This is a genomic window from Microvirga alba (assembly GCF_015694465.1).
Classification (GTDB): Bacteria; Pseudomonadota; Alphaproteobacteria; order Rhizobiales; family Beijerinckiaceae; genus Microvirga; species Microvirga alba.
Genome location: NZ_JADQDO010000022.1, coordinates 1 through 17180 on the forward strand (window position 1 = coordinate 1; position 17180 = coordinate 17180).

Genomic DNA, 17180 nt, shown 5'->3' on the forward strand with positions numbered 1-17180 from the left:
CCGTAGACTAGCTCCTGTTCGAAACCGCATGAACAGCGCGCACGCTAGCATCACGTATTATTTATGCAACCGGTTGCCAAATTCCCTCGAATGATCAAGACTTGCTCATCCCCAAAAGCAAAGAGGGAGGAGGGAACGTCATGCGACTGAAGGTACTGGCAATTGCCGTCGTTCTGAGCGCCGCATCCGGACACACCGCGTTGGCCCAGCAGGGCAATCTCGTCGTCTACAATCCGGCCGGCGACGCGGGGGAGAAGCTCATTGATGCTTTCCGGGCGAAATATCCGAAGGTTTCGATTGCCGCCATCAATGGCGGTGTGGGCGAGCTGTTCACCCGTGCGTCCGCCGAAAAGGCCAGACCGCAGGGTGACGTCATGGTGTGCGCCTCCAGCGAGGCCTACATGGCCAACCCCGACCTATTTGCGCCCTACAAAAGCGCAGAGGCGGACAAATTCAGCAAAGACGTGATCGGTCCGAACGAAACCTATTACGGTTGCTCGATGCCATTGCAGGCGTTCATCGTGAACACCAGACTGCTCTCGAAGAATAAACTTCCGAAGAGCTGGCTCGATTTGGCCAAGCCTGAGTACAAGGGTAAGATTGTTTTGGCCAATCCTTCCCTGTCCGGCTCCGCCTATGCCCAACTCGCGCAGATCCTGCAGCTCCAGGGGTGGGACACCGCCAAGGCGATCATGGCCAATGCACGCTTCGTCACCTCGTCACAGAGTGTTTTCCAGGACGTCGCGCGTGGCGAGATGGAGATCGGGGTTACGGGTGAGGCCAACATCAAGCCCTTGATCAACGAGGGTTATCCCGTTGCGGCCGTCTATCCGTCCGACGGGACGGCTCTGCGATTTGATGCCTCCGCCATCATCAAAGGCGGACCTAATCCAGACAATGCCCGCCTCTTCTTAGAGTTTCTGAACTCTAAGGAGGCGCACGCGATCCTCGCGAGCACCAACCGGCGTTCGGTGCGCTCGGACATCGCTGCGCCCGAAGGGCTTGCCCCTACCTCCGAGATCGTCACCTTCGCGTATGACGACGCCTTAGCTTCCCGTACGCGCAAGGAAAACCTCGCCCGATGGGACGAGCTGTTCAGCCGTTGAGCTCGTTTCAAGACAAGACATTCCGGGACGGGCGTACTGCCCGTTCCCACCGATCATGAGGGGGCAGGATGCATCGTTTCGAGGGGTTCACTCAGGCCAAGAATCCCCATGAACCCGAAAGCAATGAGGATCGTCTGGTCGCCGTGCCAGGACGCCTCTTTGCCGTCATCGACGGGGCGACTGATCTTGGCGGGCTGCGTTATGACGATTCTTACGGGCACCAGGCGACAGGAGGATATCTGGCGGCCCAGGCGGTCGCTGACGCCATTTCACGCATGGCTGCTGGCCCGCTCACCGAGTTGCCCGCGCCCGAAGCGACGATCAAGATCCTCAACCAATCTATCGCGTCACTCTATGCCCGTCTTGGCATCAAGGCGGAGGAAGCCACTGCCGGGCGCCACCGCTTCCGGGCCGGAATTACCGCGGCTTTCATCTGTGAAAGTCGCTTACGTCTGATCGCAATCGGTGACTGCCGAGCCCGGGTGAATGAAAAGATGGTCCTCGTGCACGACTTTCCTAGCGATTTCGTGCTGTCACTCGCCCGGTCCCTCGCTTGGCGCCGACTCGAGGCGCAAGGCATCAAAGCCGACGCAATTCGGCCGGTGGCACGCGCCCTGATCGTGCAGGGGCTCGCTCGGGACCGAGTTCCGCCCCAAGGGCTGGCCGCCGTCGACATCGAGGCGGTGAGAGCGACCGTGCTTGCCGATGCGGAGGTGCTTGCCGCCTGTTGCGGCGATGCGGCACGCGTCGATGCCATCTTATCGGCTGGTCTCGCCGGCATCCGGGCCGATCCGGACCGGTTCAACGCAAGCACGCTCGACGGAGTCAGCGAGGCCTCATGCGTGGTGCGCAGTCAGGATTTCGATCTGGCGGACATTACGACGCTAGAACTCGCTTCCGATGGCTACCCGGCCCCAGGGCGGACGGCAAGCATAGTGGCCTGGGAAGAGGGGCTGGCCCACGCCGATGCTGTCGATCCCGAGCGCATTAGCTCCTACCGCAGCACCAAGGGACGGTCTGGCGAATTCTTTGGCGACGACCGCTCCATCCTTATCGTGACTTCAGGACGTCATTGACATGGACGCTCAACACAACATCGCCCGGCATACCGCTGCGCCCTTGAACTTCTCCGTACGCGATCTCACCAAGGTCTTTCAGACGCCGGATGGCCCCGTGACCGCAGTGCGCGACGTCAGCTTCGAAATTACAGGCGACACCTTCTTCACGATGCTCGGGCCCTCCGGCTGCGGCAAGACCACCACCTTGCGCATGATTGCTGGCCTCGAAACCATATCCTCGGGCGAAATCCGGCTCGACGGAGCCGACTTCCGCAAGAAGAACGCCTTCGAGCGCAATATCGGCATGGTCTTCCAGTCTTATGCGCTGTTCCCGCACATGACAGTGTTTGAAAACGCCGCCTATGGCTTGCGGCTGCGCGGGGCGGATGGAACCATGGTCCGCCAAAGAGTCACCGAGACGCTTGCGATGCTCCGGCTCGAGGGCTTGGCCCAGCGCTATCCCGCAGACCTGTCCGGTGGCCAGCAGCAGCGCGTCTCCATCGCACGTGCTCTGGTGTACCGCCCTGGCATCCTCCTGCTTGACGAGCCGCTGGCAAATCTCGATGCCAAGCTCAGGGTTGAGATGCGCGACGAAATTCGGCGCCTGCAGAAGACATTGGGGGTAATGGCCCTCTACGTCACCCATGACCAGGAAGAGGCAATGGCTGTGTCTGACCGGATCGCGGTCTTCTCCAAGGGCCTTCTCATGCAAGTGGGATCACCCTACGAGATCTACACGCACCCGACCTCTTTGTTCGTGGCCGACTTCATCGGCAAGGCCAATTTCTTTCCGGTCGATGTCGACAGCCGCGACCGCGATATGGGCACAGCCCTCGTGCCGGGAGGAGCGCGCTTCGTCGGATTGCCGGTCGTGACCGCGGCCAACGGGGAAGCAGGCTGGTTCTCTGCCCCGCACAAGGGCCTGCTCATGGTCCGGCCTGAGAAGATGTGGCTCAGCGCCGCCCATGGGACAAAAACGATTGATGCTTCATCCGTGTTCACGGGACGTGCCGTGCGCATCCAATTCCTCGGCACATTCGTACGCTATCTCGTGGAAAGTCCTGCTGCACGTGGTTCTGTCATCATTGACCTGGCCGCCTTTGCGGCGGGCGTTACCGAAGGCGCCGAAGTGTATTTCGGCCTCAAAGACGACGGCATGATCTTCGTGGAGGCGGCATCGTGAGCGCATCCGAAACCTCCATCGGCACCCCTCAGCGGCGCCGGCCCGACATTCTCCCCTACATCGCAGGCGGGCTCACCATCTTTGTGCTGCTCGCCTTCCTGATCTACCCAATCGTGACCACCCTTGCGAACAGTTTCGCCCCAACCGGAGAGACCTTCGGGATCGGGACAGCCACCCTGGACAACTTCCAGCGTTTCCTCACCTCGTCCATGTACCAGAAAGCGCTGGTCAATACGATCGTAATCGGCATTACGGTCACGGTATTGGCCACTCTGGTGGCGTTGCCGGCGGCCTATTTTGTTGCCCGGGTTGAAATGCCGTTCAAGCCGCTGATCCTATCGCTTTCTATCATTCCGCTCATCTCTCCGCCCTTCATCGGCGCCTATGCTTGGGTCGTCCTTTTCGGGCGCTCCGGCATCTTCACCTATTATCTTCAGGAGTGGTTTGATCTCCAAATGCCTCCCATCTACGGGTATTTTGGGGTGATTCTGGCCATGGTGCTCTCCCATTTCACTTTTGTGTTTCTGTTCGTGCAGGGCGCGCTGGTGGCAGTGGATCCGCATCTCGAGGAAAGCGCCAAGGTTATGGGCGCCTCGCGCCTGCGGGTATTGCTCACAGTGGTGCTGCCGCTCGCTATTCCGCCCATGCTGGCAGGTGCCATGATCGTCCTCATCGAAGCGCTCGGCGAGTTCGGCACCCCTGCGATCCTTGGGGGTGAGGTGTATGTGCTCTCCACCCTCATGTACTTCCAGATCCACGGCTATTTCAATCTAAACGCCGCCTCGGCCATCGCACTGGTCAACGTGGCGATCACGCTGGTGGCTATCCTATTCCTGATCCGGATCAACAAGAAACGCCGCTTCGTCACCGTGGGCAGCACCACCCGTCGGGCACCTCTCCACACAGGGCTCGGCGTCAAGATCGTAGCCAACCTCTACGTATGGGGGCTGCTGGCGATCGCGCTGCTGCCTCAGGCCGTGGTGGTGTTCACTTCCTTCGCTGAGCGCTGGCCAGGAACGGTCTGGCCTACCCGCTTCGGCTGGGGAAACTATGTCTACATCTTCAGCAGGATCGTGGAGCCGATGCAGAACAGCCTGATTTTGGCCGCTATCGCCACACTGGCCTGCGTAGTCTTCGGCACACTCACGGGCTACGTCGCCGAGCGTAAGAGCTTCGCGGGTAAATGGGCCTTGGATCTCACAATCATGCTTCCGTTCATCCTGCCGGGTATCGTGACCGGCGTGGCGCTCCTCGTCACCTTTAACAGTGGGCCCATCGCGTTGTCAGGTACCGCTCTGATCATGGTCATCGGCTATTTCGTGCGCCGTATCGCCTATATCTACCGCTCAGTGGTGGCCGCCGTCGCGCAGATCGATCCTAAGATGGAGGAGGCCTCGACGGTCGCCGGAGCCACGTGGGGCCATACAATGCACAGGATTACCGTCCCATTGATCGCGCCGGGGATCCTGGCGGGCGCGATCATCGTATTCACCACGCTGATCTCTGAGATGAGCACGACAGTCATGCTTTATTCGGCACGCTGGAAGACCGTTTCCATCGCGATCTATGAGCGGCTGGAAACTCAGGAAACTGCGGCGGCAGCAGCTATAGGCTCAGTCACGATCGCGGTCACCTTGCTCCTCGTGTTGGCGGCAACCCGCATCATAGGAAAATCAATGTCTGAGCTGTTCTCATGAGCCCGAATGAGGTCACGCTGGGGACACGTGCTCGTCTCGCGAAGGACTGGAATCACAGGGGCTTGTCGCGTTACCGGCACCGGTCTCTTATTCCGGGGACTTTTAGTAAAGCCCTTTGAGCGGCCGTTTCCGTCAGTTCGGCTGATATCACCTGTCGGGTCATGGTTCCCTCCGCGGTCGGCAGACACCGCCGCATGATGGGGTCGGAAGCCTCAGCCTCGCCATGTTGCATACGCGGTCAATCTGCTCCCTGAGGATCAGGTCTCAGGCCGCAACGGAGCCCACGCGATGGCTGCTGCCTTATCCCGACAAGGGACATCATCCCGCCAGCTCTGGCGGATCTTTCGAGATGGCTATCTCATGCGGGCTGCCCTTCCTGGCTAGACCACCGGAAGTCCGTGTTGTCGCGCCACATCCGATGCAGGATCACCGCCAACTTACGCGCCACCGCTACCGACGCTGGCTGGAGACGTCGGCATTCGATCGTTCGACCGCGTTGGCGCGTGGCGGAATGACGACCGCCGCATTGGCGCTGTGCTTCGTGACGGCGTCGTAGGTCGGTTTCCCGTCATAGGCGCCGTCGGCGGTGAACTGACTGATTGGCACCTCGGTCTTGTCGAGCAGCGGCTCCACTGTCTCGCGTCGCCGGTGTCCTGGTCTGTCATGGCGTGGGCGATGATCTCGCCGCTGTCGGCATCCAGTGCCAGATGCAGCTTTCTCCAGTTTCCGCCGCGACCTGACGCCGTGCTTCTCCTCCAGCCATTGGCCGGCGCCGTAGACTTCAAGGCCGGTGCTGTCGATGAGGACGTGGACAGGTCCCGATGATGGAACGCGAGGAATTGGCCGCCGTTCAGACGATGGCGCTATCCGTGCCCGCCGGCTGAGCGTGGTGTGATCGGGCACGGCAAGATCCAATCCCATCAACGGTAGCACCGATGCCAGCAAGCCCTCCGTCTGACGCAGCCGCAGGTCGGACACGAGGCCCAGCGTCAGGGCGGTCTCGATCGCCAGATCGGAATAACGCGGCTGGCCGCCGCGCGTCGTGCGCCTCGGCGCTTGCCACGACGACAACGCTTCGGGCGTGATCCACAGCGTCAGGCTGCCTCGCTGGCGAAGTCCTGCCTCATACTCCCGCCAGTTCGTCACCTTGAACTTCATCTTGCCAATGCGATGGCGGCGGGAGGTGGTATGTTTGAAGGGCATGAGGGCAGCCAATGGCTATTGCGGATCCCGTTCGCTTAACTCACCCCCAATTAATGATCCACGCGCCAACGCCGCAGACCACCACCACGCGACGCAACCGAATTTCTTCATACCAAGTCGCGGGCGATCATCTCATTCCATTCGCGTTCGATAACGAGCTCCCCGTTCTCGAAGGCAGTCAATGTCCCGGACAGGTAAAAATTGTCCCGATCGGCATGCATGTGCGTACGGGTACTGACCGATATGATCCAACCTTCACGGCCCATCTCGTAGGATTGACTGAGAACATATCGCGCTGAGAGAGGATCATCGTCACGTATCGTCAACTCGCGCTTCAGGCTGTGACACAACTGGGTTCCGATTTCGTCGAACCGGAGAATTCCCTCTCCGAAGAGGCCTCCAATCCCCTCCGTGACATAGGTTGTTTCTCCGGTGACATGATCCTGAAGGCTGTATCGGCGGATCGCGCCCGGATCGACCTGGGTTGTGGGAGCTAACGGGCCGTGAGCCGGCGGTTCGAAGGCGATCTTTGGCGACGCTGCGCCGTTTTGGCGAACAGGCAACTCCAGAACGCTTTCGCCTGTACGGATCGTCAGCGTTGCCGGATAGGGAGCTGGCCAGATGGTCGGCCAATAAGCCGTTGCAATCGACACGCGAATGCGATGTCCGGGCAGGAAATGGTGACCGCAATCGTTCAGCACAATCTCCACATCGTAGAAGCGGCCAGGCTCAAGAGCTTCCGGTTGCTCATGACTGTCACGATGTGTGAGATTGAGCACTTGATAGCTCACGCGTCGCACGCGTCCGTCCGGAGCGACATCCGAAAGCCGCACCGCGATCTGTGCCACCGGAGCGTCGGATGAAAGTTCCAGGTGCAGCTTTGCTGCACCCAGAACCGCAATCTCGGTTTCGAGCGGGAATGTCTCGAAGACCAGAGCGCTGCCATCATCCAGACGTTGATCGGTGGGCATCTCCCCGACGCAGCCGGTGCCCATCCATTCGCCGGCCGCCTTGCCATGACTTTGGGGCGAGCGGATCGAAAGGTCCGCCTGCCCACCAGGCCGCTCGGCCAGCCTGTGATCCGATGCCAGATAGAAGGAGTGCGGCTGGATGTTGGCGGATGGATAAACGGCCTCGCCAACCCAGCGCCCCGGCGTAAAGGTGCGCGTGCCCTCGGGAGCAATGGGGTCTTCCAGATACGCCCGAAGCATCGGCTCATTCATGATGCCGGTATCCCGACCCTTGAGCCAATGATCCCACCAGCGCACCGCCTCCTGCAGAAAGCCGATGGCCGGACCCGGCACTCCATCCTGCGGATAAACGTGGCCCCACGGACCGATGATGCCGAGACGGGGGACCTTCAGACCCTCAAGGAGCCGCGGCACGGAATTGGTATAGCTGTCCGACCATCCGCCGATTGCAAGAACCGGACATTCGATAGCCGAGAAATCCTCGCAGACGGAGCCGTGCTTCCAGTAATCGTCGTAGCGCTGGTGAGAGAGCCAGAGGGCAGGGAAGAAGGGCATGGACTCGATGCGTTCGAGCCAACGTTCGCGCCAACCTGCGCCGACGATCTCGGGATCAAGCGGACGCGACTGGTAGGCCAGCATGATGGTGCCCCACCAAAGATTGTCGTTTAGGAGACACCCGCCCATGTAGTGGATGTCGTCCGTATAGCGGTTGTCGGTCGAATAGGCCGTGATGATGGCCTTAAGCGCCGGAGGCCGTCGGGCAGCCACCTGGAGCGCATTGAAACCGCCCCATGATTTTCCCATCATGCCAACGGCGCCCGTGCACCACGGCTGCGCAGCGATCCACGCGATGACTTCGAGGGCGTCGTCCTGTTCCTGCTTCAGATATTCATCCGCCATGTGGCCATCGGACTCGCCCGTGCCGCGCATGTCGACACGGATGGCCGCATAGCCAGTCTTGGCAAAATGCCCATGCATAGGCTCGTCGCGACCGCGTGTCCCATCCCGCTTACGGTAAGGGATGTATTCTAGAACAGCTGGAACCGGGTTTTCGTGAGCTGTTTCCGGAAGCCACAAGCGGGCACCAAGGCGGCAGCCGTCGCTCATAGTGATCCAGATGTTCTCTTCGATGCGCACGGACATGACGGACCCTTCAATGAGCCGTGGCAGCACGGCGGGCTAAAACCTCATCGAGCCAGTCCTGGCGAAGCTCTGGAACGGAGGCGATAAGCTGCTCTGTATAAGGCTGATGAGGTGGCTTGAAGATGGAGGCTGTCTCTCCCTGCTCGACCACCTTTCCTCGCTGCATGACCATGGTGCTATCGGCGAGCCGACGAACCACACCGAGATCGTGGGTGATGAACAGGTAGGAGACCTTGGTCTCGTCCTGGAGCCTGCGGAGAAGGAGCAGGACATCCTCCGCCACCAGCGGGTCGAGAGCCGACGTCACCTCATCGCAGATGATGAGATCGGGCTCCGCCGCCAGGGCTCTTGCAATGCAAACGCGCTGCTTCTGACCTCCCGACAGCGCACTGGGCAGACGGCTTGCAAATTCCGCCGACAAGCCGACTTGGCCTAGAAGCGCTGCCACACGGTCATGCAGCTTCGAGCCCTTGATGCCGAAATAGAAGGTCAGTGGCCTCCCGATGATCTCTCCAATCGTCTGTCGCGGATTCAGCGCCACGTCGGGCAATTGGTAGATCAGTTGGATCCGGCGCAGACTTTCCTTGCCGCGGGCCCGATACGAGGCGGCGAGCGGCTTACCGTCGAAAACGATATGGCCTCGAGCGGGAGGCAGTAGACCAGCGATCACGCGGGCGAGGGTGGATTTGCCCGATCCGGATTCTCCAACGACAGCGAGTGTTTCCCCTCGCCGCAAGACGCACGATACATCATGAAGAATGGTGGTTGCACCGTAGGCTGCCGTAATTCCCGCCACATCGAGAAGCGTCGCGCCGGCCTCATGGTGTTTCTTGGCACCTGTCAGACTGTGTTCGCGTTCCTTGATGAGCCGGCGGGTATAGTCCTGTCGGGGCTCGTGTAGGATCTGGCCTGTCTCGCCGCTCTCCACAAGCTTGCCGTGGCGCAGGACCATGATCCGGTCGGCAATCTGGGCCACGACAGCCAGATCATGGGTGATATAGAGCGCCGCCGTGCGGTATCGATGCACGAGCCGCTTCAGAAGCGCCAGAACTTCGATCTGTGTCGTGACATCGAGGGCCGTCGTCGGCTCGTCGAGCACGAGGATGTCCGGCCTGCACGACATGGCCATGGCCACCATGGCGCGTTGGAGCTGGCCACCCGAAACTTGGTGCGGATAACGGTCGCCGAATGTTTCTGGAGCGGGGATGTCAAGCGCTCGGAAGAGTTCCAGCATCCAGGCCTGCGCTGCGCCCTGGTCCATGAGCCCATGCTGAAGCGGACATTCAATGATCTGCGCGCCGATGCGCAGGGCCGGATTGAAGGCTGCGGCTGCGCTCTGGGCAACATAGGCGATGCGTGCGCCACGGAAGGCTTCGCGTTGCTTGCGGCTTCCCGTCATCAGAGGCGTATCGTCGATGCGGATATCGCCGCCCACGATCCGGCACCCACCGCGCCCATATCCCATCGCGGCGAGACCGATGGTGGATTTTCCGGCGCCGGACTCTCCAATGAGTCCCAGAACTTCGCCTCGCTGCAAATCGAGATCGACCCCATCGACCAGGATCGTCCCATTCGGAGCCGCAACCTTGAGCGCGCTGATGCTCAGGATGGTATCGGAAGCATCCATCATCATCGCCCTTCTCCCTGAACTGTCGTGCGGTCGGCCAGCAGCCAGTCGACCACCAGGTTGACCCCGATCGTGAGAAGGGCGATCGCGGCTGCCGGGTAGAGCGGCGCGTAAAGGCCGTAGAGAATGCCCTGTTGGTTGTCCTTCACCATGCCGCCCCAATCCGCGTAGGGCGGCTGGATGCCGAGTCCAAGAAAGGATAGGCCGGCGACGAACAGGAAGGTGAAGCAGAAGCGCAATCCGAATTCGGCGATGAGGGGCGGCAAGGCATTCGGCAGGATTTCCCTGAAGATCATCCAGCCGAGGCCCTCACCGCGCAGCCGAGCGGTCTCGGCATACTCCATCACGTTGATGCCTTGGGCAACGACGCGGGCGAGGCGAAACACCCGGGTCGCATCGAGGAGAGCGATAGTGATGATCAGAACGGGCAGGGAAGACCCCAGAGCCTGAAGCACGACCAAGGCCGAGATCAACACCGGCACGCACATGACGGTGTCCACGATGCGCGACAGGACGGTGTCGATCCATCCGCCGAAGATGGCCGCGATGAAACCAAGAGGGATGCCTATGGAGAACGACAGGAGCGACGCCGCCAGCGATACGCCGATGGACATCCGCGCACCGACGAGAAGGCGCGAAAGCATATCGCGGCCATTCTGATCGAGCCCAAGCCAGTGCTCGGGGCTTGGAACGTCGAAGGGCGCTCCGACCAGCTCCTCTTCGCCGAACCGGGCGAGCCAGGGGCCGAACAGGAAGGCGATCAGGTTCAGGGCAATAATGAACAGGCCGATCCAGGCGGCGAGGGGAATACGTTTCACGGTCGGACCTCAGCGCGGATACCGCAGGCGCGGATTGAGCGCGATTGCTGCTACGTCGGCGGTCATGTTCAGGATGACGTAGGCGGCGCCGAATACCATTGCGGCAGCCTGCACCATGGGAAGATCGCGCTTGGAGACAGCATCCACCATGAAGCGGCCAAGACCATTGTAGTTAAACACCGCTTCGACGAGCACAACGCCGGTGATCAAATAGGCGATGTTGAATGCAACCACATTGACGATGGGAGCCGCGGCATTAGGAACGGCGTGCCGCAGCACGACACGACCCGTTTTCAAGCCTTTCAGATAGGCCGTTTCGACGTATGCCTGATCCATCACCGACAGGACCGCTGTCCGGGTCATCCGCATGATCTGTGCGACGGTTACAAGCAGCAGGGTCAGCATGGGCAGTGTTGTGGCTTGTAGCCAGGCGCCCAAGCCCATTCCTGGATAAGTATCGGCCAGACTTGGGAGCCAGCCGTATTGCACCGAAACGATGAGGATGAGGAGCAGCCCGAGGAAATATTCAGGCAATGCCACCATGGCGAGCGCAGCGACGTTGACCGCACGATCGAACATCCCACCTCGGCGTACGGCCGTCAGGATGCCAAGGCCGATCGCCAGTGGCACGCCGACCACCGCCGTGTAGGCGGCAAGCGCCATGGTGTTCCAGAAGCGGGGCCATAGCAGATCCGCGACAGGCTGTCGGGTTGCCAACGACATCCCGAGATCGCCATGGCTGAAGCCCGCGAGCCAAGAGAGATAGCGCGCCAGAGCAGGCTGATCGAGCCCGAGATGCTGGCGCAGGGCCGCCAGGGAGGCCGGGGTCGCATTCTGGCCGAGGATGGCCGACGCCACATCACCGGGGAGCAGTTGCGTTCCGCCAAAGACCAGAACGGAAACAAGCCACAGGGTGAAGACGCCGAGCGCCAGACGTTTCAGGATGAGGAGGGCCATTAGCCCTCCAACCAAACACGTTCCGCCATGCGGGCACCCATGAGATTGAACATCGGGTGGGGGGTTACGCCTTTCAGCTTCACCGACACGGCATCGAGATAATCGCCGAACATCGGGATCATGGCTCCGCCTTCATCGGAAATCATCTGCTGCAGCGTTGCGTACATCTCCTTACGCTTGGCCGGATCCAAGATTGCGCGGGCCTCGCGCAGGATCTTGTCGAACTGCTCATTCTTCCAGTGGGTGTCGTTCTGAGCGGAGTCGGATGCATAGGCGATGGAAAGCATCTGATCTGCAGTGGGGCGACCGCCCCAGTAACCCATGGAGAACGGCGCCTTCATCCAGACGTTATCCCAATAGCCGTCTGACGCCTCGCGCTTGATGACGACATCAATACCGCTCTTGGCTGCCGTGGTTCGGAAGATGGCCGCGGCATCGACCGCCCCTGCGAAAGCGGCATCCGACGCGGACAGTTCGACTTTCAGGGAGTCGAGACCGGCCTTCTTCAGATAGAACTTCGCCTTTTCCGGATCGAAGGCGCGCTGCGGCAGGGTGTCGTTGTAGAACGGGTTCGATTGGGGAATGGGATGATCGTTGCCGAGCCGCCCGTAGCCCTGCAAAGCGGTCTGGAGCATCTGCTTGCGGTCGATGGCATATTTGATCGCAAGCCGTACGTTGTTGTCGGTGAAGGGACCCTGTGTGCAGTCCATCAGGAATGTGAAGTGCTGCCCGCCAGCCGATTGCACAACTTGCAGATTGCGATTGCGCTTCAGAAGGTCGACGGTCTTGAAGTCGACCCGGTTGATGGCATGGACCTGGCCGGACATGAGGGCGTTCGTCCGGGCAGCGATGTCGTTGATGACGATAACTTCGACCGCATCAACGTTGCCACAGTTCGGCTTCCAGTAATTTTCGTTGCGAACGAAGCGCGAGCGGACGCCGGGCTCATAGCTCTCGAACTTGAAGGCACCGGTTCCAATCGGACGAACCCAGTCGGTGAAGCCGTCCGGCACGACCAGGAAGTGATAATCGGACAGGATATAGGGGAGATCGGCGTTGCCGGATTTCAGCTTGATGCGGACCTGCTTGTCGGATGCCTTTTCCACGTCCGTGATCTGTTCGGCAATCGCACGGGCTGCGGATGTCGTTTTGCCCCGGTGCAGATTGATCGAGTAGATGACATCCTCGACCGTCAGCGTCTTGCCGTTGTGAAAGACGACACCCTGCCGCACATTGAAGACCCACTCGGCGGCTCCAGGAAAAGCCTCCCAGCTCTCGAACAGCTCAGGAATAGCCTTGTTGTTCTGATCGATCTCGACCAGCCCGTTCATCAGCATGAAAGCCTGGTTCACAGGTACCCAGTCGGTGAGCATGCGCGGATCCAGGATATCCGTGGTGCTGCCCCCGCCGATGCCCAGTTTCAGAACGCCACCGCGCTTCGGCTTATCCACTGCCTGTGCAAAGGCCCTGCCGATCAGGCCCGGTGTCAAAGCGGATGCTCCAAGGCCTGCTGCTGCGGCAAGAAGGCCGCGGCGGCTTACGGTCGGAAAGCGAATATCGTTGGTCATAATATAACCCTCTGTTGATGGCGCATCCTTAACTGACGGATTCGCAGCCCTGGCGCTTCTCGGTCAGAACTTAAGGGGAATGTTTCCAGGCTATGTCATGAATTTGTCGCATACCGCCATGCGGCGAATTTGTTGCCGACTTCCCGCTACTTGCACATAGAGAGGCTTCTTCACACCACGTGGAGAGCATCTGTGAGCATTGCTGACATCGTTGGCCTGATAGGTGTTGCGGCCTACCTATCGGCTTATGGGCTGCTGCAGATGGGCGTTTTGAAGATTGAAGATATCCGCTACGTATCGTTGAACGCCGTCGGCGGGGTGGCGATTATTTATTCGCTGACGTTCAACTTCAATCTTTCGTCATTTGTCACGCAGGTACTCTGGCTGATCTTTACGATCATTGGTTATTTTCGCTCTCGGGGGCGGCAGGCGAGCTGAAAGCTGCGTTCAAGTTAACTCGCCTCCGCTATTGGCAACCAGCCAGTCCGAAACCTCTCGCGCGATCCGACGCTGGTGTCGGTCGGCAGGCCAGAGGAGATAGAAGCGTCCCTCCGAAACAAGGGTGAAATCGTGAGCAGGAACAAGTTTTCCGCTCTCCAAATGCTCACGTATCAACCAGGTCCATCCCAGAGTGATGCCTAGCCCGTCGCACGCCGCCTCGACGGCAAGCCGGTAGCCTCCTAGTTTCCAGAGCCGTGCGTCAACGGGGACGTCGATTCCGGCGGCTGTCGTCCAATCAGACCAATCGAGCCACTCCCGTAACGGATCTTCAATCGACAGCAGAATTGGGTTCTCGGTCTCCCCGAACCTTGGCGCTCCAGGACGAGAGACGGGGATGATTTCCTCACGTCCCAGAATTGTAAAGGCTACACCGCTCGGACGTTCCCGACGGTAGAAAAGAGCGAGATCGAACTCGTCCAGCCGGAGATGAACAATATCGTCCGTGACGCGTAGGCGCAGCTCCAAGCCAGGAATGGCGACCTCGAGCTGGCGTAGGCGCGGCATGAGCCAGAGGTCAGCAATGCCTCTGGAGCAGGCAATGGTAATCTGGCGCGGTCCCGTCCAAGCCCGCACGCCGTCTGTCACACTTACGATGTCATTGAGGATTCTCGCCGTTTCCGTGGAATAGGCCGCACCGGTCGGGGTGAGCAGCACACCCGAAGAGGTGCGGGTAAACAGTTTGGCGCCGAGAAATGCCTCAAGCTTGCCGATCTGCCGGCTCACGGCACTCTGTGTCAATCCAAGGTCGAAACCGGCTCGCGAGAAGCTCCCCAAGCGCGCTGCGGCCTCAAATATGACCAGGGCATCGAGCGGTGGAAGCTGTCTGCCTCGCAACATTGCTTAATTTGCTCCTCCGGATGCGCAACGGTCACCACCAAAGCGGTAAGGCCCCTTATCATACCTGTGTCGGGGAATGCGATCATGGCGGGATCTTGAGCACGACGGCAGATTTCACCAAACCGGGGTCAGCAGCCCCGTCCGCAGCAGGCGCGGACTAAGTCGCCAAAGAATTTGAGACAGTTCCGATCAGACTCGTACTGGCGTCTGTGATCCACGGCTCGAGATGAGCCGCAACTTTCTGGCGAACCATAGTATGGACCTATCGATCAAACGTCGTGCTTCTACCAACCTGGGCACACCGATCTGATTGGCGGCGAGCGTGATGGTGTCGGCCCTGCTCAGATGGTCGCGGCCCGTTGTTATCAGTCGAGCGAGTTCTAGCGGACGACACTCTCTGAAGTTGCGACCGAGAGGTTTTCTCCGCACGGCGGCGCCGGTGCGCCCATTCGCCGATGACGCACTGTGATCCCCGGAAGCCTCGCTTTCAGGCACCGCGGCAGTTCGGCTCCGTTGCGGCAGCCGGCACTCCATTGCCTGTCGAGAAACGGAAGATGGGCGTCGGGTGAGCTCTCTGCCGAATGCGAAAGACATCGGTTCTCTCGCCGCGGATGACCTGACGGACAAGCTTTCGGCTATGACCCGCGCGGCGGCGGATCTCCTTGATGGCGGTGCCCTCGCTGGCAAGGTCAGGATCGCGGCATTGGTTTCCTCGCGCCGCAAATAGCCGTCATATCGCAGCCTCTCCGCGCAGGTTAGCAGCTCCGAACTGATTTCGTCGCGTCGATCACCGCGCGGATCGACCGATCGATTTCCGAGCGGCATCGAGGAACGGCGCACTGGCCTTCTCCATGAGATGCCAAGTTCCAACTATCTCAGATCATTGTCCGAGCGTCGTTGCACGCGTTGAGTCACCCAACCCAACCATCATCATGAGGCATTGACCTCGACCCCGGCGAAGGCAAAGCGAAGACCAACTTGACAGGATCTGATGGGGTGGACGCCCCCAACGGCTTCAATGTGCCAGAGTGGAGGTGTTGAGACTTCTCCGACCCAGCGCGATCAGCATCTCCAAAGCATAGCCGAGCATGGACGCATGGGCTGGCAGAAACGGTCCGGCTACACTCGAAGAGCCTTGGTGGAGACCGCCATCAGCCGCTTCAAACGAGTGATCGGTGATGTGCTGCGCTCGCGGACGGATCGGCGTCGCGCGACCGAAACTGCCATTGCCATTCATGCGCTGAACCGCATGCTTGAGCTCGGTTGCCCAAAGTCCGTCGGCATCGCTTGAAGTCGGACTACGAGCGCATTCAATGCGTGCACAATCTACTTGAGGACGGCAGTGGTGAGACGAGAAAGGGGCCGTGCCTTCAACCAAAGTGCATAAGCCGAGATGGAAGCTCGTGGCCTGAAGGGCTTCACGACAAGGTCGTGGGCGGCGGATGAACTCAACAAGCGGGTGGGTTCACCGACGCGAAAGGGCAAACCTATCAGTATGAGATTGTCAACATGGTGAACGACCCGAAGCAGGCCGTCACCCTCTTTCGCCAAGCGGTCTCGGACCCGCTGGTCATCGCGTCTCTCGGACCTAATAACTCTGTCGGTTATGTGCCTGTGGTTCCGGTTTCCGAACAATTGGAGATGCCGTTGATCAGCAACGGTTCGGGCGCAATTATCAAGCAGTGGTCGCCGTTCGCATACCGGGTCAACCCCGTCGCGTCGATCGCTTCCCCCCGCATGTTGCAGAAGGTGGTCGGGATCGAAAAGGTGAAACGGTTGGCCATCATCTACGATCAAAGCCACGACATGCAGGTTTCAGATGCCATGTTTTGTCGAAACCTGCAAAAGGACCTCGGATACGAGCTCGTGGCGGACGAAACGCTCCGGAGTGGCGACCGATTTCTCGGTTCAGCTCGCCAAGATAGGGGCTTCGAAGCCCGATGCCGTCTAGATTGCCTCGCAGCCAAACGAGGGGCCGAACATCGCCCTCCAGATCCGCAGCGTCGGTATCGATAAGCCTTTGATCACCGGGACTGGGAACTGGGAGTTTCTATGATCCCTTGTACTGGGACAATTGCAGTGGAGGCACGCTGGGCTCCTACAGATGGCTCGGCTCCGACCTCGCATCGGCGGCACTGAAACCTTTTCTCGACACCTATAACGCGCGGTTCCCTCAGCAAGCCACGCTGGCCTCGACATTCGGCTACAACTCCATGATGGCACTCCATGCAGCGCTCAAGATGGCTGGCGTGGTCGACCGCCTCAAGGTCCAGGAGGCGTTGTCGAATCTCGACATCACAACACCACTCGGCACCCGCATATTCTTCAAGAATCCGCCGCATGGAGACAATCTCGATCCGACAGTCCTGGTCGTGCGGATCACAGGCCGCGACACATATGCCGTCGTCTGAGGGCAATTGGGGGATATCACGGTAACCGGAGGGGGACGCAATGGACCCTGCCTCGCTGATTTCAAGCAAGCACACCGGCTGCGGCTTTCCATTCTGCCAT

At 60.0% G+C, this 17180-nt stretch carries 16 protein-coding genes and 1 pseudogene; 9 read left to right on the forward strand and 8 right to left on the reverse strand.

Going from position 1 to position 17180, the window contains the following annotated elements; genetic code table 11:
- Nucleotides 1–140: 140 nt before the first annotated feature.
- The 4 genes from I2H38_RS20375 (at nt 141) to I2H38_RS20390 (ending at nt 5044) form a co-directional block, all read left to right on the forward strand.
- On the forward strand, nt 141–1106 hold the full coding sequence (locus tag I2H38_RS20375) for an extracellular solute-binding protein (protein ID WP_196273710.1): 966 nt from the start codon (nt 141–143) through the stop codon (nt 1104–1106).
- A 68-nt stretch (nt 1107–1174) separates the two neighbouring features.
- A complete protein-coding gene (locus tag I2H38_RS20380) occupies nt 1175–2182 on the forward strand; it encodes a hypothetical protein (RefSeq protein ID WP_196273711.1) in 1008 nt (335 codons plus the stop codon).
- Between the two features lies 1 nt (nt 2183).
- Nucleotides 2184–3347 carry an ABC transporter ATP-binding protein gene (locus I2H38_RS20385; RefSeq protein WP_196273712.1) on the forward strand — a complete coding sequence of 388 codons (1164 nt, stop codon included), beginning with the start codon at nt 2184–2186 and terminating at the stop codon, nt 3345–3347.
- Nucleotides 3344–5044 carry an ABC transporter permease gene (locus I2H38_RS20390; protein WP_196273713.1) on the forward strand — a complete coding sequence of 567 codons (1701 nt, stop codon included), beginning with the start codon at nt 3344–3346 and terminating at the stop codon, nt 5042–5044. The genes I2H38_RS20385 and I2H38_RS20390 overlap by 4 nt, the downstream gene beginning before the upstream one ends.
- A gap of 358 nt (nt 5045–5402) precedes the next feature.
- Here the strand turns inward: I2H38_RS20390 and I2H38_RS20395 are convergent.
- From I2H38_RS20395 to I2H38_RS20425, 7 genes and pseudogenes are all read right to left on the reverse strand, one after another.
- Nucleotides 5403–5519, reverse strand: a pseudogene (locus tag I2H38_RS20395) (IS110 family transposase); the annotation flags it as partial.
- Nucleotides 5495–6247, reverse strand: a complete 753-nt coding sequence (locus tag I2H38_RS20400; protein ID WP_324617459.1) for an IS5 family transposase — start codon at nt 6245–6247, stop codon at nt 5495–5497. The pseudogene I2H38_RS20395 and the gene I2H38_RS20400, both read right to left, overlap by 25 nt.
- Before the next feature lie 107 nt (nt 6248–6354).
- Entirely contained in the window at nt 6355–8361 is a 2007-nt protein-coding gene (locus tag I2H38_RS20405; protein WP_196273714.1) for a CocE/NonD family hydrolase, read from the reverse strand.
- 10 nt (nt 8362–8371) lie between these two features.
- The gene (locus tag I2H38_RS20410) at nt 8372–9994 is read right to left on the reverse strand and encodes an ABC transporter ATP-binding protein (protein WP_229426849.1); all 1623 of its coding nucleotides are present in this window, start codon (nt 9992–9994) and stop codon (nt 8372–8374) included.
- Complete coding sequence (locus I2H38_RS20415) at nt 9991–10806, reverse strand: ABC transporter permease (RefSeq protein ID WP_196273715.1); 816 nt, start codon at nt 10804–10806, stop codon at nt 9991–9993. Before I2H38_RS20415 ends, I2H38_RS20410 begins: the two co-directional genes overlap by 4 nt.
- A gap of 9 nt (nt 10807–10815) precedes the next feature.
- Complete coding sequence (locus I2H38_RS20420) at nt 10816–11763, reverse strand: ABC transporter permease (protein WP_196273716.1); 948 nt, start codon at nt 11761–11763, stop codon at nt 10816–10818.
- Nucleotides 11763–13331, reverse strand: coding sequence for an ABC transporter substrate-binding protein (locus I2H38_RS20425; RefSeq protein ID WP_196273717.1), 1569 nt, complete (start codon nt 13329–13331; stop codon nt 11763–11765). Before I2H38_RS20425 ends, I2H38_RS20420 begins: the two co-directional genes overlap by 1 nt.
- Before the next feature lie 192 nt (nt 13332–13523).
- On the opposite strand from I2H38_RS20425, the gene I2H38_RS21180 reads away from it, so the two are divergent.
- The gene (locus tag I2H38_RS21180) at nt 13524–13769 is read left to right on the forward strand and encodes a CBU_0592 family membrane protein (protein WP_196273718.1); all 246 of its coding nucleotides are present in this window, start codon (nt 13524–13526) and stop codon (nt 13767–13769) included.
- A gap of 9 nt (nt 13770–13778) precedes the next feature.
- Here the strand turns inward: I2H38_RS21180 and I2H38_RS20435 are convergent, their stop codons facing one another.
- On the reverse strand, nt 13779–14669 hold the full coding sequence (locus I2H38_RS20435) for a LysR substrate-binding domain-containing protein (protein WP_196273719.1): 891 nt from the start codon (nt 14667–14669) through the stop codon (nt 13779–13781).
- Between the two features lie 565 nt (nt 14670–15234).
- Between I2H38_RS20435 and I2H38_RS20440 the strand changes: the two genes are divergently transcribed.
- The 4 genes from I2H38_RS20440 to I2H38_RS20455 all read left to right on the forward strand — a co-directional run bounded on the left by I2H38_RS20440 (nt 15235) and on the right by I2H38_RS20455 (nt 17080).
- A complete protein-coding gene (locus tag I2H38_RS20440) occupies nt 15235–15396 on the forward strand; it encodes a hypothetical protein (protein WP_196273720.1) in 162 nt (53 codons plus the stop codon).
- A gap of 369 nt (nt 15397–15765) precedes the next feature.
- Entirely contained in the window at nt 15766–15960 is a 195-nt protein-coding gene (locus tag I2H38_RS20445; RefSeq protein ID WP_407664117.1) for a hypothetical protein, read from the forward strand.
- Nucleotides 15961–16178: 218 nt separating this feature from the next.
- Nucleotides 16179–16685: a type 1 periplasmic-binding domain-containing protein gene (locus tag I2H38_RS20450; RefSeq protein WP_196273721.1), complete on the forward strand. Its 507-nt coding sequence runs from the start codon at nt 16179–16181 to the stop codon at nt 16683–16685.
- A 44-nt stretch (nt 16686–16729) separates the two neighbouring features.
- Entirely contained in the window at nt 16730–17080 is a 351-nt protein-coding gene (locus tag I2H38_RS20455) for an ABC transporter substrate-binding protein (RefSeq protein ID WP_196273722.1), read from the forward strand.
- The last annotated feature ends 100 nt before the right edge of the window (nt 17081–17180 follow it).